Below are 21,157 nucleotides of genomic sequence, written 5' to 3'. Positions count from 1 at the left end.
TCCCACAAGGTTATTCGGAGCCGATCGCTGCCCGGATCGCCCCGACACGCCGATCCCCGCACACGAGAACGGCCCGGCCGCGTGACCTGCGACCGGGCCGTACAAGCGCTGCTCAGGCGCCGTACACCGCCTCCGGCGGCGTCGCCTTGGCAATCAGCTCGCGTACCGCCGGACCGAGTTCGGCGGGCTCCCAGCGCGCGCCCCGGTCCACGGGAACGCCGTGCCGCCAGCCGTCGGCGAGGGCAACCTTGCCGCCCTCGACCTCGAACATGCGCCCGGTCACCCCGGCCGATTCGGCGCTGCCCAGCCAGACCACCACCGGCGAGACGTTCTCGGGGGCCATGGCGTCGAAGCCCTCCTCGGGCCGGGCCATCATGTCGGCGAACACGCCCTCGGTCATGCGGGTGCGCGCGGAGGGGGCGATGGCGTTGACGGTGATGCCGTAGCGCGCGAATTCGGCCGCGGCCGTGATGGTCAGCGCGGCGATGCCCGCCTTGGCCGCGGCGTAGTTGCCCTGCCCGACCGAACCCTGCAGGCCCGCACCGGAACTGGTGTTGATGACGCGCGCGTCCACCGGACGGCCCGCCTTCGATTCGCCGCGCCAGTACGCGGCGGCGTGCCGCATGGTGGCGAAGTGACCCTTGAGGTGCACCCGCACCACCGCGTCCCATTCCTGTTCGCTCAGGTTCACGAGCATGCGGTCGCGCACGATCCCGGCATTGTTGACCAGCACGTCCAACCGCCCGAACGTCTCGACGGCCTGCTCGATCAGGCGCTGGGCGCCCGCCCAGTCGGCCACGTCGTCGCCGTTGACCACGGCCCGCCCGCCGAGGCGCTCGATCTCCTCGGCCACCTGGGCGGCCGGGGAGTCGGCGCTGGGCGCGCCGTCGAGTTCGGCGCCGAGATCGTTGACCACCACATCGGCCCCGGCGGCGGCGAAGGCCAGCGCGTGCGCCCGGCCGATGCCCCGGCCCGCGCCCGTGACGATGACGGTGCGGCCCGCGCAGATCTTCTCAGCCATGTCCACTGCTCTCATTTCCGTTGTGCTGCTTGGTCGTTCGGCGCGGTCGCGGCGGCCAGGAAGGCGGGGCGCTCGCCGCCGCCGTGCACGGTCAGCGCGGCGCCGCTGACGTAGGCGGCCAGCGGGGAGGCGAGGAAGACCGCTACCCGGCCGATGTCCTCGGGCGCGGCCAGCCGCCCGAGCGGCACGGTGTCGGCGACCGCGGCGATCCCGGCCTCGTCGCCGTAGTGCAGGTGCGCGCTCTCGGTGCGGACCATGCCGACGACGATCGAGTTCAACCGGACCTTGGGCGCCCACTCCACGGCCAGCGAGGCGATCAGATGATCGAGCCCCGCCTTGGCCGCGCCGTAGGCCGCGGTGCCGGGCGAGGGCCGATGCCCGCTGACGCTGGAGATCATGACGATCGATCCGCCGTCGGGCCGTTCCTGCATCACCCGATTGGCCGCCTGCGAAACATGCAGCGGCGCAAGCAGATTGAGCCGCACGATCTTGTCGTGGAAATTCGGGCTGGCGGTGGCGGCCGGGGCGAACGGCGCTCCCCCGGCATTGTTCACCACATGGTCGAGCCGCCCGTACCGCTCGACGACGGCATCGACGAGCGCGCCGACCGCGTCCGGGTCGCGCACATCGCACGGCAGGAAGTCCGCGACCCGCCCCGAACTCTCGATCGGCGCGTCGCCGGGCCGCCGGGCGCACGTCACCACGGTGGCCCCGGCGTCGAGGAACACCCTGCTGATCCCGGCGCCCACGCCCCGCACCCCACCGGTGATCAGAACGACCTGCCCGGAAAGGTCCACATCGATTGCCACCGTGCTAACCTACCAAGCACTTGCTTGTTTTGCCAACGAATGGACATGGGGATGGGCATCAACCGTCACACCGAGAGCTCCGGCATCGAGGTCGTCACGATCGACTACCCGCCGGTCAACGCCCTGCCCACCGCCGGATGGTTCGCCGTGGCCGACGCGGTGCGCGCGGCCGGGCGCGACGCGGAGACCAAGGTGGTGGTGCTGCGCGCCGAGGGCCGCGGCTTCAACGCGGGCGTGGATATCAAGGAGATCCAACGGGATTCGGGCCACCAGGCCCTGATCGATGCCAATCACGGGTGCTACGAGGCGTTTTCGGCGGTCTACGAGTGCCAGGTGCCGGTGATCGCGGCGGTGCACGGGTTCTGCCTCGGCGGCGGCATCGGACTGGTGGGCAATGCCGATGTCATCGTGGCGTCGGACGACGCCACCTTCGGCCTGCCCGAGGTGGAGCGCGGGGCGCTCGGCGCGGCCACCCATCTGGCGCGGCTGGTGCCCCAGCACATGATGCGGACGCTGTTCTACACCGCGAGCACGGTCACCGCCCAGCAGCTGCTGCACTTCGGCTCGGTGCACAAGGTGGTGCCCCGGGCCGAATTGGATTCGGCCGCACTGGAAGTCGCGAAGAACATCGCCGCCAAGGACGGGCGGGTGATCCGCGCCGCCAAGCGGGCGCTGAACGGGATCGACGTGCAGGACGTGCACCGCAGCTACCGCTACGAACAGGGCTTCACCTTCGAGTTGAACCTGGCCGGGGTCTCCGACGAGATCCGCGCCCGGTTCGAGGCGGATCTGGCGGCGAAGCGGGAGGGGAACTGAGATGCGCGACAAGCGGATGACGCTCGACCAGATCGTCGGCGAGCTGCGCAGCGGCATGACGATCGGCATCGGCGGCTGGGGTTCGCGGCGCAAGCCGATGGCGTTGGTGCGGGCGCTGTTGCGCTCGGATGTCACCGATCTGACGGTGGTCACCTACGGCGGGCCGGATCTGGGCCTGTTGTGTTCGGCGGGCAAGGTGCGCAAGGCGTACTACGGCTTCGTCTCGCTGGACTCCGCGCCCTTCTACGATCCGTGGTTCGCCGCGGCCCGCACCTCGGGCGCGATCGTGGCCCGCGAGATGGACGAGGGCATGGTCAAGTGCGGGTTGCAGGCGGCCGCCGCGCGGTTGCCGTTCCTGCCGATCCGCGCCGGGCTGGGCTCGGACGTCCCGGCGTTCTGGGAGGGTGAGCTGCGCACGGTCGAATCGCCGTATCCCGGCCCCGACGGCCGCACCGAGACGCTGATCGCCATGCCCGCCCTGACCCTGGACGCGGCCCTCGTGCATCTGGATCTGGGCGACCGGCACGGCAACGCGGCCTACACCGGCGTCGACCCGTACATGGACGACCTGTTCTGCCTGGCCGCCGAGCGCCGATACCTGTCGGTGGACCGCCTGGTCGACACCGACGAACTGGTGAAAGCCGTTCCGCAGCAAGCGATCATCCTCAACCGCATGCTGGTCGACGGCGTGGTGGAGACCCCGGGCGGCGCGCACTTCACCTTCTCCGGGAGCTACGGCCGCGACGAGCGATTCCAGCGGCACTACGTGGCCGCCGCCGGTGATCCGGAGGCGTGGGCGGCGTTCAAGGCACGCTATCTGGACGTCACCGAGGACGAATACCAGTCCGCGGTCCGCGAATTCGGCGAGGAGCAGGCGAAATGACCGACACCACCACCGCGACCCGCGCCGAGGTGTGCGCGGTCGCCTGCGCCGAGATCTTCCGGGGCGCGGGCGAGATCATGGCCAGCCCGATGTCGCCCACGCCGACGATCGGCGCGCGGCTGGCCCGGCTGACCTTCGAACCGGATCTGCTGCTGTCCGACGGCGAGGCGCTGTTCCTGGCCGAGGTGCCCGCGCTGGGCGCGAAAGCGCCTGTGGAGGGCTGGATTCCGTTCGGGAAGGTGTTCGATGTGGTCGCCTCCGGGCGGCGGCACGTGGTGATGGGCGCCAATCAGATCGACCGGTTCGGCAATCAGAACCTGTCGGCGTTCGGCCCGTTGCAGCATCCGGCGCGGCAGATGTTCGGGGTGCGCGGCGCGCCGGGCAATACCATCAACCACGCGACCAGCTATTTCGTCCCCCGGCACGGCAAGCGGGTGTTCTGCGAGCGGGTCGACATCGTGTGCGGCGTCGGCTACGACAAGGTCGATCCCGCCAATCCGGCCTACCGCTTCCATCACCTGCACCGCGTGGTCAGCAATCTGGGCGTGTTCGACTTCGGCGGACCCGACCACACCATGCGGGCGCTGTCGCTGCATCCGGGCGTCACCGCGGCCGAGGTCGCCGAGAACACCGCCTTCGAGATCGCCGGGCTCGACACCGCCGAGACCACCCGGTGGCCCACCGAGGAGGAGCTGCGGCTGATCCGAACCGTGCTGGACCCCAAGGGAATTCGCGACAAGGAGGTCCCGTCGTGAGCCGCCTGCGCACGCCGCTCACCGACCTGGTCGGGATCGAGCATCCGATCGTGCAGACGGGCATGGGCTGGGTGGCCGGTCCGCGGCTGGTGGCCGCGACCGCCGAGGCCGGCGGGCTGGGCATCCTGGCGTCGGCCACCATGACCTTCGCCGAACTGGAGGGGGCGATCGCCAAGACCAAGGCGAACACCGACCGCCCCTTCGGGGTGAACATCCGCGCCGACGCCGCCGACGCCCCCGACCGCATCGAACTGCTCATCCGCGAGGGTGTGCGGGTCGCCTCGTTCGCGCTGGCGCCCAAGAAGGAACTCATCGCGCGGCTCAAAGACGCCGGCGTGGTGGTGATTCCGTCGATCGGCGCGGCCAAGCACGCGGTGAAGGTCGCGGCCTGGGGCGCGGACGCGGTGATCGTGCAGGGCGGCGAGGGCGGCGGGCACACCGGCCCGGTGGCCACCACGCTGCTGCTGCCCTCGGTGCTGGACGCGGTCGACATCCCCGTGGTGGCGGCGGGTGGCTTCTTCGACGGCCGCGGCCTGGCCGCCGCCCTGGCCTACGGCGCGGCCGGGGTCGCGATGGGCACCCGCTTCCTGCTCACCCAGGAGAGCACGGTCCCCGACGCGGTGAAACAGGAGTACCTGAGCCGCGGCCTCCAGGACACGGTCGTCTCGCTCAAGGTGGACGGTATGCCGCACCGCGTCCTCAACACCGAACTCGTTCAGCGCCTGGAACATTCGGGTCGCTGGCGCGGCCTGACCGCCGCGGTCGCCAACGCGTCGAGGTTCAAGAGCATGACCGGCATGAAGTGGTCCGCCCTGGTCCGCGACGGCCTCGCCATGCGCAGGACCAAGGACCTCACCTGGTCCCAGGTCGTCATGGCCGCCAACACCCCCATGCTGCTCAAGGCCGGTCTGGTCGAGGGCAACACCCAGGCCGGTGTCCTGGCGGCCGGTCAGGTCACCGGCATCATCGACGACCTGCCCACGGTCCGCGAGTTGATCGACGGCATCGTCGCCGAGGCGTGCGCCCGCATCGACGCCTTGGCCGCCCTGCGCTGATCACCAGGGCAGTTCGCCGTACTCGTGCTCGGTGTCGCCCCACCGATGGCCCCAGTGCTTGCCGTTCGGGCCGTCGGCCGGGAGGGTGGCCAGCCACACGATGGGTTCGGCGCCCTGGGCGGGGGTGCGGAAACCGGTGTGGCCGTTGAGGTCTGTGGCGGTGTAGCCGGGATTGGCGGCGTTCACCTTGATGGGTGTGCCCGCGAACTCCTTGGCGTAGAGCGTGGTGATCATGGTCAAGGCGGTTTTGGACGAGGGGTAGGGGATCGCGCCGAGGGCCGCGAAGGGGGATTCGGGATCCGTTGTGAGCGTGAGGGATCCGACCTCGCTGGCGACGTTCACGATGCGGGCGGCGGGGGCCGCGCGCAGGAGGGGAAGCAGGGCGTTGGTGACGGCGACGACACCGAAGACGTTGGTCTCGTACACCTTTCGCAGATTCGCGAGAGTCGTGGCGGACGCCTTGCCGTCACCCTCCAACTCACCGGTGATGCCCGCGTTGTTGACCAGGACGTCGAGGGCGGCGAACTCCGCGCCGATCCACGCCGCCGCCCGGTCGATCGAGCCGGAGTCGGTCACGTCGAGGTGGACGAAGCGGGCGTCGAATCCCTCGGCGGTCAGCTTCTCGGTGGCCGCGCGGCCGCGTCCCTCGTCCCGCGCGCCCACGAGCACGGTCGCGCCCCGGACCGCGAGTCCGCGAGCCACTTCGAATCCGATGCCCTTGTTGGCGCCGGTGATCAAGGCTGTCGTCGTCATGGCGACCAGCATGGGCGCGCCCGCGCCGGGCAGGGAGGACCAGTTTGTACCACCCAACGGGCGAGCGCGGCGATCACACTGGGGACATGGCGTATCGCAAGGAACTCGCGGCCTTTCTGCGCACCCGGCGCGCCCGGCTGCGGCCGCACGAGGTCGGCTTGCCCGAGACCGGGATTCGGCGCACGCCCGGCCTGCGGCGGCAGGAGGTCGCTCAGCTCGCCGGGCTGTCGGTGGACTACTACGCGCGACTCGAACAAGCCCGGGGCGCGCATCCCTCCCGGCAGGTGCTTGCCGCGCTGGCGCGGGCGCTGCTGCTCACCACCGACGAGCGCGAGTACCTGTACCGCACGGCCGGGGTGAATCCGCCGGTGGTCGCGGGCCCGTCGAAGGTCGTGGCGCCCTCGATCCGGGTACTGCTGGACGCGTTGTCGGCCCCCGCCTACGTCGTGGACGCCACCTACGAGGTCCTCGCCTGGAACCGGGCGGCCGCCCCCTTCCTCGGCCTGGACGACGCCCCGGAACGGGACCGCAACATGATCCGCTGGATGTTCCGGTTCGCCGCCGAGGATCCGGTGTGGGACGACACCTCGGTGCGGCTGTTCGCCCGCTCGACGGTGGCCGATCTGCGCGCCGCCTACGCCCGCTATCCGGGGTACGCCGCCCTGGCCGAGCTGGTCGCCGAACTGCTCGCCACCGCACCGCGTTTCGCGGAGATGTGGGCGGAGCACGACGTCCGGGTGCGGCGCGCGCATCGCAAGCGGGTCACGCACCCCCACCTCGGGCCGCTCGAATTCGACTGCCAGGTGCTGTATCTCGACGATACCGATCAGCGCATGATCGTCTATTGCGCCGAGCCAGGCTCGGCTACGCAGGCGGCGTTCCTGTCGCTGGCCGACACGGCGTGATCTCGACCCGATTGTCGTGGAACACAGCGCCATTGGCGAAATCTGCGTCGCGTTCGGCGATGGTGGCGTTGACGGTCGCACCGCCGGAGAGTTTGGCCCAGCGGCCCTTGGTGGTCGCGGCCACGCCCGGACGCACCCGGTCCGACACCTCGGCGACGGCCTCGAACGAGCCGCGGGCGTTGGCGACCAGAATCGGGGCGCCGTCGGCGATGCCGCGGGCGGCGGCGTCGGCGGGATGCACCACGACGGTGGGATCGCCTGCGCGCCTGCGTAATTCGGGGTTGTTGCCGAACGTGGTGTTGAGGAAGTGGTGGGCTGCGGCGGAGATGAGGACCAGGCCGGTGCCCGGATCGGCGGGCGGGGTGTAGGCGGGTAGCGGATCGTGTCCGGCCGCGGCGGCGCGGTCGGAGACGAAGCGCAGCTTGTCCCTGGGTACCGGACCGGGCTCGATCTTCAGGAAGCCCTCGGCGCGCAGACGCTCGAAATCGTGGCCCTTCAGCAGTTGCCGGGCCAGCTCCTCGTCCGAGTCGTAGAGCGCCGGTTCGGTCAGGTCCATGCGGCGGGCGAGGCGGCGGAAGGTCTCGGTGGTGGACAGACATTCGTCCGGCGGGGGCACCGCGGGTTCGTTCCAGACCAGATACAGATGGCCGTAGCCCGCGATCACGTCCAGATGTTCGGGCTGCATGGTGGCGGGCAGCACGATATCGGCGTAATCCACCGTGTCGGTCGGAAAGTGTTCCAGCACAACGGTGAACAGGTCCTCGCGGGACAGTCCCTCGATCACCTTGCGCTGCTGGGGATTCGAGCCCACCGGATTGGCGGCGATCACGAACAGCGCCTTGACGGGTGGTTCGTCCACGTCGAGCAGGCCCTCGGCCAACCGGGTCATGGTGAGCGTCCGCGTCGGGCCGGGGAGCAGATCGAAACGCAACAGTTCGGGCAGGTTCAGCTCGAAATGCCCGCTCGTCGAATAGTGCAGTCCCCCACCGGGAATCGCCCAGTCCCCCGTCACGCCGGGCAGGCAGGCGAGCGTCCGCAGCGCCATGCCGCCGCCCGCGTGCCGCTGCATCCCCTGGGAGGCGCGGATGGCGGTCGGCCGCGTGCGGGCGATCCGCTCACCGAGCGCGACGATCCGCTCCGACGGCAGCCCGGTGATCTCGGCGACCCGCTCGGGCGTGAATTCCGCCAGGCGCGAACGGAATTCGGGCCAGCCGACGGTGTGCGCGGCGAGGTAGTCCTCGTCCTGCGCGCCCAGCGACACGATCACGTGCATGAGGCCCAGCGCCAGCGCCGCGTCGGTGCCGGGCAGCGGGGCCAGATGTTCGTCGCAGCGTTCGGACGTGCGGGTGCGCACCGGATCGATCGACACCAGGTACGCGCCGCTGTCCTGCACGAACTTCCACAGGTGATGCCCGGAGGACAGCGGATTGGTGCCCCACAACAGGATCAGCTCCGACTTCGCGAAATCCTCCGGATCCATGCCCCCGGCGGTGCCAAGCGTGTACTTCAGCCCGGCCGTTCCGGCGACCGAGCAGATGGTGGCGTCGTGCAGCGACGCGCCGAGCACATTGAAGAACCGGCGACCCGAAAGCCCTTCCAGCCCTTGGATATAGCCCAGGCTGCCGGTGCCGTGGAACGGCCAGATCGCCTCGCCGCCGTACTCGTCGACGATGCCGGTGAGCCGCTCGGCGATCTCGTCGAGCGCCTCGTCCCAGCCGATCCGCTCGAACCGGCCCTCCCCCTTGCGGCCCACCCGGCGCATCGGATGGCGGATGCGGTCGGGCGAGCCGACCTGCTCGAGGTACCGGTTGACCTTCACGCACAGCGCTCCGCGGGTGACCGGGTGCTCCCGATTGCCCCGCAGGCCCACGGCCGCGCCGTCCTCGACGGTCACCACCCAGGAACACGCGTCGGGGCAGTCCAGCGGGCAAGCACCCAGTACCTTCACCACTCCGATGGTAGAGGCGGACCTCAGCGCAGGCGTTCGATGATGGTGGCGTTGGCGGTGCCGCCGCCCTCGCAGATGGTCAGCAGGCCGTAGCGGCCGTCGACGCGTTCCAACTCGTTGAGCAACGTGGCGAACAGTTTCGCGCCGGTCGCGCCGAGCGGATGGCCCAGGGCGATCGCGCCGCCGTTGACATTGACCCGCTCCGGATCCGCGCCGGTCTCCTTCAGCCAGGCCAGCACCACCGAGGCGAACGCCTCGTTGATCTCGATGACGTCCATGTCCGCGATGGTCAGGCCGGTCTGCTCGAGCGCCCATCGGGTGGCGGGGATGGGCGCGGTGAGCATGTAGATCGGGTCCGCGCCGCGGGCGCTGACGTGATGGACGCGGGCGCGCGGGGTGAGGCCGAATTCGCCGACCGCCCACTCCGAGGCGAGCAGGGTCGCGCTCGCGCCGTCGGAGATCTGGCTCGCCACCGCGGCGGTGAGCGGGCTGCCCTCGCTGAGCGGTTTCAGCGCGGCCATCTTCTCCAGGCTGGTCTCGCGCGGACCCTCGTCGACGCGGAAGTCGCCGACCGGCACGATCTCGCGATCGAAACGGCCCTCCCCGATGGCCTTTCGCGCGCGCTCGTGGCTGCGCAGCGCCCAGCGTTCCATATCCGCGCGGCTGATGCCCCACTTCTCCGCGATGAGGGCGGCCCCGTTGAACTGCGATACCTCGCCGGTGCCGTAGCGGTCGTCCCAGCCCTTCGCGCCGACGAACGGCGAGTCGAAGCCGTACTCCTTACCCGCGAGCATGGCCGCGGAGATCGGGATGGCGCTCATGTTCTGCACGCCGCCCGCGACGATCACGTCGGCGGTGCCGCTCATGATGGCCTGCGCGCCGAAATTGATGGCCTGCTGGCTCGATCCGCACTGCCGGTCCACCGTGACGCCGGGGACCTCCTCCGGATATCCGGCCGCCAGCCACGCCGTGCGCGCGATGTTCCCGGCCTGCGGGCCGATCGCGTCGACGCAGCCGAAGATCACGTCGTCGACCGCGCCGGGATCGATCGGGTTGCGCGCCAACAATCCTCGCAACGCGGTCGCGCCCAGATCGGCCGGGTGCACGCCGGACAGGGCGCCGCCGCGCTTGCCGATCGGAGTGCGCACGGCGTCGATCACGTACGCCTCCCGCACGGGGGTGTGGCGGCGGCTGGACGGTGCGGACATGGAGACTCCTAGCGAGACTGCGGGTTGGTGAGCCCGTCGAGCACGATGGTCAGGTACTGCTTGGCGAGGTTGTCGACGGTGATGCGGCCGCCGGGCCGATACCAGCGCACGGCCACCCAGACGGTGTCGCGCAGGAATCGGTAGGCCAGTTCCACATCGAGTTCGGGGCGGAAGCTGCCGTCCCGCACGCCCTGGGTGAGCACGTGGTGCCACAGCTCGCGGAACTCCCGGTTGTACTCCGCGATATAGGTGAAACGCTCTGTGCCGCTGAGCCTTTTGGCCTCGGCCTGATAGATCGCCACCGCCGAATGCCAGCGGTCGAACGATTCGTAGGACGCGATGACCAACGCCTCCAACGTATCTCGCGCCGACAACCCGGCGGCGACGGTCTCGCGGTAGCGGCCGAACAGGTCGTCCAGGAAGCCGCGCAGAATCTCGTCGACCATCGACTCCTTGGAATCGAAGTGGTGATAGAGACTTCCCGATAGGATGCCCGCCGCGTCGGCGATATCGCGGACCGTGGTGGCGCGCAGCCCGCGTTCGGCGAACAAACCCGCCGCGAGCGAGAGCAGCTCGGTGCGGCGCGCGGACTTCGAGGGGTCGGGTGCGGTCACCGGGCCATAATACAACCAAGCATTTGCTTGGGGCCAACGAATCAGCGCAGCGAGTAGCGCAGCGGCGAGGACATGGACAGATCGGCCAGCAGGCGGTCGCAGATCACCACCGGTGAGACGCCCGCGCGGGCGAGGCGGGCCACCAGCGCCAATCTCCGTTCGCAGCTGTCCCATTCGACGGTCAGCGGGCCGCGACCGGGTCCGGCGTCCACGGTGGCCATGACGCGCGGCGGGCCGCCCGGGTCGGGCACCTCGCTCAGCTCGAGGACCATGCCGCGCTGCCAGGCGCGGTAGGTCTCCATATCCGCGCCGACGACCAGTTTGTCGGTCGCCGCGCACAGTCCCTCGGCGATGCCGTCGGCGAATTCGGTCTCGTCCGGCGCGGCGGAGCGGCAGCGCCGCACGACCTCGAGCAGATCGGACCGCACCTCGCACAGCAGGGCGATCCGCTTGCGCCGCCGCCGATCGGCCTCGGACTCGGCGTGTCCGGGCGCGCGAACCATGCCGATCCGCCGCGCCCGCTCGCGATCGCGGGTCATGTCCTCCCGCAGCGCCCCTCGCGGATCGCGCGCGACACCCGCCTCGTCGACTGCGTGCTGCGCCAGAATCCGTGCCGCGCGCACGGCCGCGGCGGCTCCGGAGCGATGATCGAGGAGTTCCGCGCCGAGGGTGAGCGCGGCGAGCACGATGCCGTCCAGCCGCCGCCGCGCCAGCACCACCTCACGTACCAGCTCGAGTTCCAGTTCTTCGGAGTCTTCCTGACGATGGTCCAGACCCATGGGTCATGGTCCCTTCGAATTCGGGAACCGGCCAAATCCAGGATTGCACACCCCACCCCAGGTAGCGCCACCCTATTTTCCCCGTCGCCCCCTACCCCGAGCCCTCCCCTCCTCGCCGGGGCCATGGTCTTCTTCCCCGAGGCGAAGCCGAGGGGTCAGGCGCGCTGGCTGCTCACCGAGACCACCTCGCCGGTCATGTATGTGGTGTAGTCGCTGGCCAGCATGGCGATGGTGGCGGCGACTTCCCAGGGTTCGGCGGCGCGGCCGTAGGCCTCGCCGGCGGCGAGGCGGTCGAGGAGGTCGGTGGAGGTGACCTTGTCCAGGAAGGGGTGGCGGGCGATGCTCGGGGCGACCGCGTTGACGCGGACGCCGAGGGCCGCGGCCTCGACGGCGCTGCATCGGGTGAGGGCCATGACACCGGCCTTGGCGGCGGCGTAGTGGGCCTGGCCGTGCTGGGCGCGCCAGCCCAGCACGCTGGCGTTGTTGACGATGACGCCGCCGTGCCCGGCGTCGCGGAAGTAGTTGAGCACCGCGCGGGTGCAGCGGAAAGTGCCGTTGAGGGTGATGTCGAGGACCCGGTCCCACTGCTCGTCGGTCATGTCGACAACCGGTGTCTCCCCGCCCAATCCGGCGTTGTTGACCATGATGTCGATGCGGCCCAGCCGATTCGCGGCCGCCCGCACCAGCTCGTCGACCTGTTCGGTGCTGGTGACGTCGCAGACCGCCGAGGCGACCCGGCGCTGCGGGAAGGCCGCCGCGAGTTCCTCCTCGGTCTGCTTCAATCGCCGCTCGTGCCAATCGGAGACGACCACGTCGGCGCCCTCGTCGAGCAGGCGGCGCGCGGTGGCCGAGCCGATGCCGGTGCCCGCGGCGGCCGTCACCACGGCGACCTTCCCGGCGAGCAGGCCGTGGCCCGCGACCGGCTGCGGCGGGGTGGAGAGATCTGTCACGGATGGTCCTTCCTACCGGGCCTCGCGCGGCAGCCCGAGCACGCGTTCGGCGATGATGTTGCGCTGCACCTCGTTCGAGCCGCCGTAGATGGTGTCGGCGCGGCTGAACAGGAACAATCGCTGCCATTCGGTCATGTCGTCGGGGAGGGCGACCAATCCCGGCGCGCCCATCACGGCCATCGCCAGCTCGCCCAGATCGCGATGCCAGTTGGCCCACAACAGCTTCGACACCGACGCCTGCCCGGCGGCCGTGCGCGCGTCGACGTCGGTGTGCGCGGATTCGAGGGTGCGCAGCGCGTGCGCCCGCAACACCCGCAACCCGACCCACGCCTGATCGAACCGCTCGGACAGCACCGGATCACGCAGCGCCCCATTGGCTTTCGCGACATCCTCCAGGTTCGACAGCTCCCGCGCGAACCGGATCTGCTGCCCCACGGTGGAGATGCCGCGCTCGAAGGTCAAGGTGCCCATGGCGACTCGCCACCCGTCGCCGGGCGCGCCCACCACGAGGTCGGCCGCGGTCCGCGCGTTGTCGAAGAACACCTCGTTGAATTCGGCGGTCCCGGTGAGCTGCACGATCGGCCGCACCTCGATCCCCGGCTGCCGCATCGGCACCAGCAGATACGAAAGCCCTTGGTGCCGTTGGGAACCCGGTTCGGTGCGGCACAGCACGAAACACCAGTCCGACAGATGCGCCAGCGAGGTCCAGATCTTCTGCCCGTTGAGCACCCACTCGTCGCCGTCGCGTCGCGCCGAGGTGGTGACCGCCGCGAGGTCCGATCCCGCGCCCGGCTCCGAATACCCCTGGCACCACAGTTCGGTGACCGACCGGATACCCGGCAGGAATCGCCGCTTCTGCTCCTCGGTGCCGTAGGCCAACAGGGTCGGCCCGCACAGTTCCTCCCCGACGTGCGAGACCCGCGCGGGCGCGTTCGCGCTCGCGTACTCCTCGTGGAAGATCACCTGCTGGCGCAGCGTCGCCTCGCGCCCGCCGTACTCCTTCGGCCAGCCGAGGCAGGTCCACCCGGCCGCGGCGAGGTGACGATCCCACGCCAGCCGCTCCTCGAACGCCTCGTGCTCGCGGCCCGGACCACCCAGCCCGCGCAGCTCCCGGAACTCGCCGTTCAGGTTCTCCGCCAGCCATTCCCGCACGTCGGCGCGGAAGCGGGCATCATCCGAGGTGTCGGAATCCGGGGTCTGGCTCACACTCACTCCGGTAGAGTAACCTACCAAGCACTTGCTTGTTAACCGATCGAGGACGGCCGTGACGACCCTGGTCCAGACCACCCCGCTCGCCCTGCACGAGGCGGCGCGCGATTTCGGTGACGAGATCGCCATCATCGACGGCGGCACCCGGCTGACGTGGACGGACCTGCTCGACGCCGTGCGCGAGGCGGCGGGCGCGCTGATGGCCCGCGGCGTCGGCCGGGGCGATCGGGTGGCGATCTGGGCGCCCAACACCTGGCACTGGGTGGTCGCCGCGCTCGGGGCACATTACGCGGGCGCCGCGCTGGTTCCGCTGAACACCCGGTACGTGGCCGAGGAGGCCACCGATGTGCTCGAACGCGTCCACGCCGCGGCCCTGTTCGTGGTGGGGCCGTTCCTCGGGCGCGATCGGCTGGCCGAATTGCGTTCCACCGCAACAAATCTGGACATCGAGACGATCGTCGTCATTCCGGGTGACGCGCCCGCGGAGGCGACCGACACGGCCGTCGAATGGGCCGACCTACCCCGGCTCGCCGCCGAGGTCGCCCCCGGACTGGTCGTCGAACGCGGCGAATCCGTTGCGCCCGAGGACATCTCGGACATCCTGTTCACCTCCGGCACCACCGGGCGCAGCAAGGGCACCCTGGTCGCGCACCGGCAGGCGCTCGGCGTGGTGCGGGCCTGGGTGGAACGCGCCACGCTGCGCACCGGCGATCGCTATCTGGTGATCCCGCCGTTCTTCCACAACTTCGGCTACAAGGCCGCGATCCTCACCTGCCTGGTCACCGGCGCGACCATCGTGCCGCAGGCCAGCTTCGACGTCCCGGAGACCCTGCGCCTGGTGCGGGATCTGCGGATCACCGTCCTCACCGGTCCGCCCACGATCTACCAGACCCTGCTCGACCATCCGCGCCGCGGCGAATTCGATCTGAGCAGCCTGCGGGTCGCGGTCACCGGCGCGTCGACGGTCCCGGTGGTGCTGATCGAGAGGATGCGCGCCGAACTCGAATTCGAGGTGGTGGTCACCGCGTACGGCCTGTCGGAGTCGGCCGGATTCGGCACCATGTGCCGGCCCGACGACGATCCGGAGACCATCGCCAACACCTCGGGCGAGGCCATCGCGGACTTCGAGATCCGCATCGACACCAACGGCGAGGTGCTGCTGCGCGGGCCCAATGTCATGCTCGGCTATCTCGACGATCCGGAGAACACCGCGAAGACCATCGACGCCGACGGCTGGCTGCACACCGGCGACGTCGGCGTCCTCGACGAGCGCGGCTATCTCAAGATCACCGACCGGCTCAAGGACATGTACATCAGCGGCGGCTTCAACGTGTATCCGGCCGAGGTGGAACAGGTCCTGGCCCGGCTCGACGGCGTGGCGGAGTCCGCGGTCATCGGCGTGCCCGACGAGCGGATGGGCGAGGTCGGCAAGGCGTACGTGGTCCGCAAACCGGGATCCGCGCTGACCGAACAGGACGTGATCGCGCACGCCAAGCAGAGCCTGGCCAATTTCAAGGTGCCGCGCCACATCGAATTCCGCGACGCGCTGCCCTACAGCGCCGCGGGCAAAGTCCTCAAGCGCCAGCTACGTGAGGAGATCTCGTGAGTTCCGATCCGATACCCGACGAGGGTGAGGTCGTCACCTACGAACGCCGCGGACCGGTCGCGATCGTCACGATGAATCGCCCGCGCTACCGCAACGCGCAGAACTCAGCGATGACCTACGCGCTGGACGCGGCCTTCACCCGGGCGGTCGAGGACGCCGAGGTCAAGGCGATCGTACTGGCGGGCAACGGAAATCATTTCAGCGCCGGACACGATATCGGCACCCCCGGCCGCGACCATCACGCGCACTACGACAACAAGGCCGCGCTGTGGTGGGACCACGTGGACCGGCCGGGCGGCGATCAGCGCTTCGCCCGCGAGCTCGAGGTGTATCTGGGCATGTGCCGCCGTTGGCGGGAGATCCCCAAGCCGACCATCGCGATGGTGCAGGGCGCGTGCGTCGCGGGCGCGCTCATGCTGACCTGGGTGTGCGATCTGATCGTCGCCGCCGACGACGCCTTCTTCTCCGATCCGGTTGTGCGCATGGGCATTCCGGGCGTGGAGTACTTCGCCCACCCGTGGGTGCTGGGCCCGCGCCGGGCGAAGGAGGTGCTGTTCACCGGCGACCGGTTCAGCGCCGAGCAGGCGTACGAATGGGGCATGGTCAACCGGGTGGTGCCGCGCGCGGACCTGGAGGCGCACACCCTCGCCCTGGCCGAGCGGATCGCGGCCATGCCGCAGTTCGGGCTGGCGCTGACCAAGAAGGCCGTCAACCAGTGTGAGGATCTGATGGGTATGCGCGCGGGCATGGATTCCGTCTTCGGCCTGCATCACTTCGCCCACGCGCACAACGCCGAGGTCGGCGTGGACTCGCTGGGCGGCATGGACGCACGGTCGATGAAGGCGAGCGCACAGGCGAGCGAGGCGAACTAGTGGATCTCGAATTCGATACCGCGGCAAGCGATTTCCGGCGCGAGGTGCGCGAGTTCCTGCGCACCCACCTGCCCGCGAAACCCTTGCCCTCGATGGACACCCGCGCGGGGTTCGAGGCGCACCGGGAGTGGGAGCACACCCTCGCCGAGGCCCGGCTGTCGGTCGTGTCCTGGCCGCGCGAGTACGGCGGCCGCGACGCCTCGCTGCTGGAGTGGGTGCTGTTCGAGGAGGAGTACTACGCCGCGGGCGCACCCGGCCGGGTCAGCCAGAACGGCATCTTCCTGCTCGCGCCCACGCTGTTCGAGCACGGCAGCCCCGAACAGCTCGAGCGCGTCCTGCCCCGGATGGCCCGCGCCGACGACATCTGGGCGCAGGCGTGGTCCGAGCCGGAGGCGGGCAGCGATCTGGCGGGCATCCGCTCCACCGCGCGCCGGGCCACCGGCGGCTGGATCCTCAACGGGCAGAAGACCTGGAGTTCGCGTGCCTCGTTCGCGGACTGGGCCTTCGGCCTGTTCCGCAGCGATCCCGACGCCGAACGGCATCGCGGGCTCACCTACGTGATGTTCCCGCTGACCGCCGACGGGGTGAGCGTGCGGCCGATTCCGCAGCTCGACGGCGAACCCGGATTCGCGGAGATCTTCCTGGACAACGTGTTCGTCCCGGACCGCGACGTGATCGGGGAGCCGAACCAGGGCTGGAAGGTGGCGATGAGCACCTCCAGCAACGAGCGCGGCCTGTCGCTGCGCAGCCCCGGCCGGTTCAACGCCACCGCCGCCCGGCTGGTCGAGCTGTGGCGCGACGTCGCCGACCCGACCGACACCGAGGCGCGAAATCGCGTGGTGGACAACTGGATCGGGGCCGAGGCGTACCGGCTCAACACCTGGGCCACCGTCACCCGGCTCGCCGAGGGCGGCAAGCTGGGCGCGGAATCGTCGGTGAACAAGGTGTTCTGGTCCGAGCTGGACATCGCCCTGCACGAGACCGCGCTCGAGCTGCTGGGCCCGGCCGCCGAACGCGTCGGCGACTGGTCCGACGGCTACCTGTTCTCCCTGGCGGGCCCGATCTACGCCGGTACCAACGAGATTCAGCGCAACATCATCGCCGAACGCCTGCTCGGCCTGCCGCGTTGAACCGCAGAACGGATTGTCGATGAGATTCGCAGCAACCCCCGAACAGCGCGACTTCGCCGCGAGCCTGCGCAAGATGTGCGAGGCGGCCGGCACGCCCGGACTCGTGCGCGCCTGGGCGGGCGGCGATCACCGGGGCGGGCGCGCCCTGATCCGCCAGCTCGCCGGGGCCGGAGCGCTCGGCCTGGCCGTCGCCGACGAGTACGGCGGGATGGGCGCCGAGCCGATCGATCTGGTGGTGGCCGTCCAGGAATTCGGCCGGGCCGCGGCGCCGGGGCCAGTGGTGGAGACCGCCGCGGTGATTCCCGCTCTGCTGCAAGGGCTTTCGGACCACGGTCCGGCGCGGCGCTGGCTGGGCGGTTTCGCCGAGGGCAAGTCGCTGGGCACGCTGGCGCTGGAGCCGGGGCTGCCCGCGGTCGACGCCGACGTCGCCGAAGTGGTGCTGCTCGCCGACGGCGATCGGCTCTACACCGCGCGACGCGGTGATCTCGTGCGGTCGATCGATCCGGCGCGCCGCCTGTTCACGGTGGTGGCCGACGAGGTGGTGGCCGAGGGCGAGGCGGTGACGGCGGCGCTGGCGGCCGCGTTCGACGCGGGCGCGCTGGCCACCGCGGCGCAGCTGCTGGGCGCGGGACGGGCGCTGCTGGACACGACCGTCGCCTACGCCAAGCAACGGCACCAGTTCGGCCGGCCGATCGGCCAGTACCAGGCCGTGAAGCATCAGCTGGCGAATGTGCTCATCGGCCTCGATCTGGCCGAGCCACTGCTGTACCGCGCGGCGCTGACATTGGACACTCCCGATCGCGCCCGCGACGTGTCGGCGGCCAAGGTCGCCTGCGCGGACGCCGCCTACCGGGCCGCGCGCACGGCGTTGCAGGTGCACGGGGCCATCGGCTACACCGCCGAATACGATCTGTCGCTGTGGCTGACGAAGGTGACCGCGCTGCGATCCGCTTGGGGCACAGGGGATTTCCATCGCGCGCGGGTGGCGCGCGCGTTGCGGGCGGAGGCGAGCGCGTGAGCGACACCGTGGAGTTCCGGGAACTGGCTGACACCGTGCGGGCGGTGCTCGCCAAGCACGGCGATCGGGACGCGTTGCGCCGGGCCGTATCCGGCGAACTCGGCTACGACGAGCAGCTGTGGACCCTGCTGTGCGAACAGGTCGGGGTCGCCGCGCTGGCGATTCCGGAGGAGTACGGCGGCGTGGGCGCGGGCCTGGCCGCCGCGCTGGTGGTGATCGAGGAACTGGGCCGCACGCTGCACGCGCCGCCCATGCTCGGCTCGGCCGTACTGGGCACGCAGGCCGTGCTGCTCACCGGGAACGAGGAGGCCGCCGCGCGGCTGCTGCCCGAGGTCGCCGAGGGCGCCCGCACGCTGGCCGTGTGCTGGGCCGGGTCGGCGGGCTGGGACGAGCCCGGGGTGCAGGCCGACGGCGGAAGGCTCGACGGCACAGCGCATTACGTCCTCGACGGGACGGTGGCCGAGACGCTGATCGTGGTGACATCCGACGGTCTGTACGAAATCGACGCCGCCGCACCGGAAGTCACGCGCGCGACGACCCCCACCCTGGACCCGACGCGCCGCCTGGCGGAGATCACGTTCACCGCCGCGCCCGCCCGCCGTCTCGGCGGCGACGCGGAAGCCGTTGCCCGCCTGCGCGATATCGCCTGGGTCGCCCTCGCCGTCGAACAGGTCGGCGCCGCCGACGCCTGCCTCACCGCCACGGTCGACTACACCAAGTCCCGAGTCCAGTTCGGCCGACCCATCGGCGGCTTCCAGGCCCTCAAACACCGCATGGCCGACCTCTACGTCCTCATCGAGTCCGCCCGCTCCGCCGCCTACCACGCCCTCACCACCCTGACCACCGAAAACCCCTCGGCCGCACTGGATCTCGCCACCGCCCGCATCCACTGCTCCCGAACCTTCGAAACGGTCACCGGCGAGATGATCCAACTCCACGGCGGCATCGCCATCACCTGGGAACACGACGCCCACCTGTACTTCAAACGCGCCCACGCCGACGCGCAGCTGTTCGGCGCGCCCGCGCGCCCGTTGGCTCGCCCGGCCTGATCCGTTTTCGCAGGGTGAGCGGTTCAGGACTCGTTCGGACCGGCGTCCGACGGAGCGACATAGCGTGCGCCCTTTCGCGCACCGATCAATACCAACGCACCGTCGGCCGCCATCCGTCGCAGTACTCTCGATGCCTGATCCGGTGTGATCATGCACAATTCGGCCGCTTGCGCGCGACTGATAGAGCCGAACGACTCCACATATTGCGTGATCATCCGCTCCTGTTGGATCGAATCGGTACCTCGGACTCGAACGTAGGCGGGCGGGTTGTCCAGCGCCTTGTAAACGCCAGCCGAGAGGTGATACAGACGTCCCCGACCGCTTCCTCGCAGCTCCACCAGTCCCGCCTCGATCATCCGACTGAGACCTGCCCGAGTCTCGCCGAGGGTCCGATGTAATTGCTCGGCGATCTCATTGGCGGAAAGCTTTGTCTGGGCGCGGAGTTCATGCAGAACCTGCAGATCGAACAGACTCATGGGACGTCCCGTCGTCGATTCGTTTTGCGAGATGACGCGAGCAAGAGGCAAATCCGCGTGTCCGAGCGGTACAACAGCACGCACCATGTGATCCGTCGATTGCGAGTAATCTGGCGCGTCTCGGCCCAGACGCAGCAGAGATGCGAACATCAAGCTGATACCGCGCCCGCTTCGTTCGACCAACCCGGCACGGCGGAAAGCGTCGGCCAGGAGCGGACTTCGTGGTTGGGACACCGTGAGTAGGTTGTCGAGTCGCACGCCAGGGGGAAACGCGCCAGGGCTCGTGACCTCGAAACTGTCGTCGTTGATCACCACCCGAACCGGACCCATCGCCGTATAGTCCCGATGCACCAAGGCGTTGGCGATCGCCTCGCGCACAACGACTATCGGAAGATTGGGAATCGAAATTCGAAGCATTCCCAGTTGCAGCTCTTCATCCCGATTCCAGGTGGCCACCCGGTCGAAAAGGTCCTGGGCCACCTTGAGCAGTGGCGCCTTGGTGAAGTGGTTCACCTCCATAGCGAGTCCACTGAAGAGCTGGAAGGCAACCTCGTGGTTCGGCAGGTGCTGCACCACAGCGTCTTGGTTTCCGAAGAGCAGGACCGCACCCAAAGTAGGTCGGTCCACACCGTCGTCGGCCGGTTTCACAACACCGAGAGCGCGACAGATCTCGACATCGGACAGACCGGCGATCACCGAGTCGGCGCCGGATGCCGACGCCATGGTCCGGAATCTGTCGAACTCTTTCGGATCGAGGTCCTCCATTGTCGCGCCCCGAGCAGGTAGCGCAGCGAAATCGACCGCACCCCTGTCGATCTCGCGTGCCAGCATTTCGTAAGCCGGGAAGGGAACGCACTGCGGCGTGCCGTCTATCTTCAATGTGCGGCGGAGGTAGACACCACCGGATGTGCCGACGATCCGAGACGACTTCGGTACTTCGACGGCGATGACTTCACAATCGTCGATCGTCATCACTCGGGTGAGGGTTTGCAGGAGAGGGACGGTTCTGCTCGCGATCAGGGCGTCGACACGCCGGGGGTCGGTTCGGTCACCGTGCCGCGGTGTCGCACCGGTAATACGTCCGTCGTCCTCGACGCCGATCAAAAGCACTCCCCCTTCCCCGTTCGCCATGCAGGCGACGGTTTCGACGAGGGCGGTGTCGTTGAAGTTCGAGCCCCGCTTGAACTCGGTAGTGAGAGTCTCGCCGCGAGCGATCAGCTCCCGCACTCGAGCAACGTCCATACGCACAGCTTATACATAAATTTACACCTTTGTCCTGGCGATATACCGTTTGTCGCATA

Annotated in this window: 20 protein-coding genes; 10 read left to right on the top strand and 10 right to left on the bottom strand. The window is 69.7% G+C overall.

Going from position 1 to position 21,157, the window contains the following annotated elements; all coding sequences use genetic code 11:
* Positions 1-112 precede the first annotated feature (112 nt).
* Both ACFYTQ_RS30030 and ACFYTQ_RS30025 read right to left on the bottom strand, forming a co-directional pair.
* Positions 113-1,021, bottom strand: coding sequence for an SDR family oxidoreductase (locus ACFYTQ_RS30030; protein WP_387368369.1), 909 nt, complete (start codon positions 1,019-1,021; stop codon positions 113-115).
* An 11-nt stretch (positions 1,022-1,032) separates the two neighbouring features.
* Entirely contained in the window at positions 1,033-1,824 is a 792-nt protein-coding gene (locus ACFYTQ_RS30025) for an SDR family oxidoreductase (RefSeq protein ID WP_387368463.1), read from the bottom strand.
* 57 nt (positions 1,825-1,881) lie between these two features.
* Between ACFYTQ_RS30025 and ACFYTQ_RS30020 the strand changes: the two genes are divergently transcribed.
* Genes ACFYTQ_RS30020 through ACFYTQ_RS30005 form a run of 4 tightly spaced genes read left to right on the top strand, consistent with a single transcriptional unit; the run spans position 1,882 to position 5,339 of the window.
* On the top strand, positions 1,882-2,646 hold the full coding sequence (locus ACFYTQ_RS30020; protein WP_387368367.1) for an enoyl-CoA hydratase family protein: 765 nt from the start codon (positions 1,882-1,884) through the stop codon (positions 2,644-2,646).
* Position 2,647: 1 nt separating this feature from the next.
* A complete protein-coding gene (locus ACFYTQ_RS30015; RefSeq protein WP_387368365.1) occupies positions 2,648-3,529 on the top strand; it encodes a CoA transferase subunit A in 882 nt (293 codons plus the stop codon).
* Complete coding sequence (locus ACFYTQ_RS30010; protein WP_387368363.1) at positions 3,526-4,284, top strand: CoA-transferase subunit beta; 759 nt, start codon at positions 3,526-3,528, stop codon at positions 4,282-4,284. Before ACFYTQ_RS30015 ends, ACFYTQ_RS30010 begins: the two co-directional genes overlap by 4 nt.
* A complete protein-coding gene (locus ACFYTQ_RS30005; protein WP_387368361.1) occupies positions 4,281-5,339 on the top strand; it encodes an NAD(P)H-dependent flavin oxidoreductase in 1,059 nt (352 codons plus the stop codon). The genes ACFYTQ_RS30010 and ACFYTQ_RS30005 overlap by 4 nt, the downstream gene beginning before the upstream one ends.
* Here ACFYTQ_RS30005 and ACFYTQ_RS30000 read toward each other — a convergent pair whose 3' ends face one another.
* Positions 5,340-6,092: an SDR family oxidoreductase gene (locus ACFYTQ_RS30000; protein WP_387368359.1), complete on the bottom strand. Its 753-nt coding sequence runs from the start codon at positions 6,090-6,092 to the stop codon at positions 5,340-5,342.
* 86 nt (positions 6,093-6,178) lie between these two features.
* Between ACFYTQ_RS30000 and ACFYTQ_RS29995 the strand changes: the two genes are divergently transcribed.
* On the top strand, positions 6,179-6,997 hold the full coding sequence (locus tag ACFYTQ_RS29995) for a helix-turn-helix transcriptional regulator (protein ID WP_387368357.1): 819 nt from the start codon (positions 6,179-6,181) through the stop codon (positions 6,995-6,997).
* Here ACFYTQ_RS29995 and ACFYTQ_RS29990 read toward each other — a convergent pair.
* From ACFYTQ_RS29990 to ACFYTQ_RS29965, 6 genes are all read right to left on the bottom strand, one after another.
* Positions 6,957-8,945: a molybdopterin-dependent oxidoreductase gene (locus ACFYTQ_RS29990; protein WP_387368355.1), complete on the bottom strand. Its 1,989-nt coding sequence runs from the start codon at positions 8,943-8,945 to the stop codon at positions 6,957-6,959. The genes ACFYTQ_RS29995 and ACFYTQ_RS29990 overlap by 41 nt on opposite strands.
* A 23-nt stretch (positions 8,946-8,968) precedes the next feature.
* Positions 8,969-10,120, bottom strand: coding sequence for an acetyl-CoA C-acetyltransferase (locus ACFYTQ_RS29985; RefSeq protein ID WP_387368462.1), 1,152 nt, complete (start codon positions 10,118-10,120; stop codon positions 8,969-8,971).
* A gap of 41 nt (positions 10,121-10,161) precedes the next feature.
* Positions 10,162-10,767, bottom strand: coding sequence for a TetR/AcrR family transcriptional regulator (locus ACFYTQ_RS29980; protein WP_387368353.1), 606 nt, complete (start codon positions 10,765-10,767; stop codon positions 10,162-10,164).
* A gap of 41 nt (positions 10,768-10,808) precedes the next feature.
* The gene (locus tag ACFYTQ_RS29975) at positions 10,809-11,546 is read right to left on the bottom strand and encodes a hypothetical protein (RefSeq protein WP_387368351.1); all 738 of its coding nucleotides are present in this window, start codon (positions 11,544-11,546) and stop codon (positions 10,809-10,811) included.
* A gap of 155 nt (positions 11,547-11,701) precedes the next feature.
* Positions 11,702-12,496 (bottom strand): SDR family oxidoreductase, encoded by a 795-nt coding sequence (locus tag ACFYTQ_RS29970; RefSeq protein ID WP_387368349.1) that lies wholly within the window; start codon positions 12,494-12,496, stop codon positions 11,702-11,704.
* Positions 12,497-12,508: 12 nt separating this feature from the next.
* Positions 12,509-13,708 carry an acyl-CoA dehydrogenase family protein gene (locus tag ACFYTQ_RS29965; protein WP_387368347.1) on the bottom strand — a complete coding sequence of 400 codons (1,200 nt, stop codon included), beginning with the start codon at positions 13,706-13,708 and terminating at the stop codon, positions 12,509-12,511.
* A gap of 52 nt (positions 13,709-13,760) precedes the next feature.
* Between ACFYTQ_RS29965 and ACFYTQ_RS29960 the strand changes: the two genes are divergently transcribed.
* Genes ACFYTQ_RS29960 through ACFYTQ_RS29940 form a run of 5 tightly spaced genes read left to right on the top strand, consistent with a single transcriptional unit; the run spans position 13,761 to position 19,380 of the window.
* Entirely contained in the window at positions 13,761-15,311 is a 1,551-nt protein-coding gene (locus ACFYTQ_RS29960; RefSeq protein WP_387368345.1) for a FadD3 family acyl-CoA ligase, read from the top strand.
* Entirely contained in the window at positions 15,308-16,183 is an 876-nt protein-coding gene (locus ACFYTQ_RS29955) for an enoyl-CoA hydratase (RefSeq protein ID WP_387368343.1), read from the top strand. The genes ACFYTQ_RS29960 and ACFYTQ_RS29955 overlap by 4 nt, the downstream gene beginning before the upstream one ends.
* Complete coding sequence (locus tag ACFYTQ_RS29950; protein WP_387368341.1) at positions 16,183-17,313, top strand: acyl-CoA dehydrogenase family protein; 1,131 nt, start codon at positions 16,183-16,185, stop codon at positions 17,311-17,313. The genes ACFYTQ_RS29955 and ACFYTQ_RS29950 overlap by 1 nt, the downstream gene beginning before the upstream one ends.
* A 19-nt stretch (positions 17,314-17,332) precedes the next feature.
* Positions 17,333-18,331 carry an acyl-CoA dehydrogenase family protein gene (locus ACFYTQ_RS29945; RefSeq protein WP_387368339.1) on the top strand — a complete coding sequence of 333 codons (999 nt, stop codon included), beginning with the start codon at positions 17,333-17,335 and terminating at the stop codon, positions 18,329-18,331.
* Positions 18,328-19,380: an acyl-CoA dehydrogenase family protein gene (locus ACFYTQ_RS29940; RefSeq protein WP_387368337.1), complete on the top strand. Its 1,053-nt coding sequence runs from the start codon at positions 18,328-18,330 to the stop codon at positions 19,378-19,380. The genes ACFYTQ_RS29945 and ACFYTQ_RS29940 overlap by 4 nt, the downstream gene beginning before the upstream one ends.
* A gap of 23 nt (positions 19,381-19,403) precedes the next feature.
* On the opposite strand, the gene ACFYTQ_RS29935 is transcribed toward ACFYTQ_RS29940, so the two are convergent.
* Positions 19,404-21,098, bottom strand: a complete 1,695-nt coding sequence (locus ACFYTQ_RS29935; RefSeq protein WP_387368335.1) for a DNA glycosylase AlkZ-like family protein — start codon at positions 21,096-21,098, stop codon at positions 19,404-19,406.
* Between the last annotated feature and the right edge of the window lie 59 nt (positions 21,099-21,157).

This window comes from Nocardia sp. NPDC004068, from assembly GCF_042874315.1.
GTDB lineage: Bacteria > Actinomycetota > Actinomycetes > Mycobacteriales > Mycobacteriaceae > Nocardia.
Note: the sequence above shows the minus strand (reverse complement) of the source record. Positions and strands in the feature narration are given on the sequence as shown.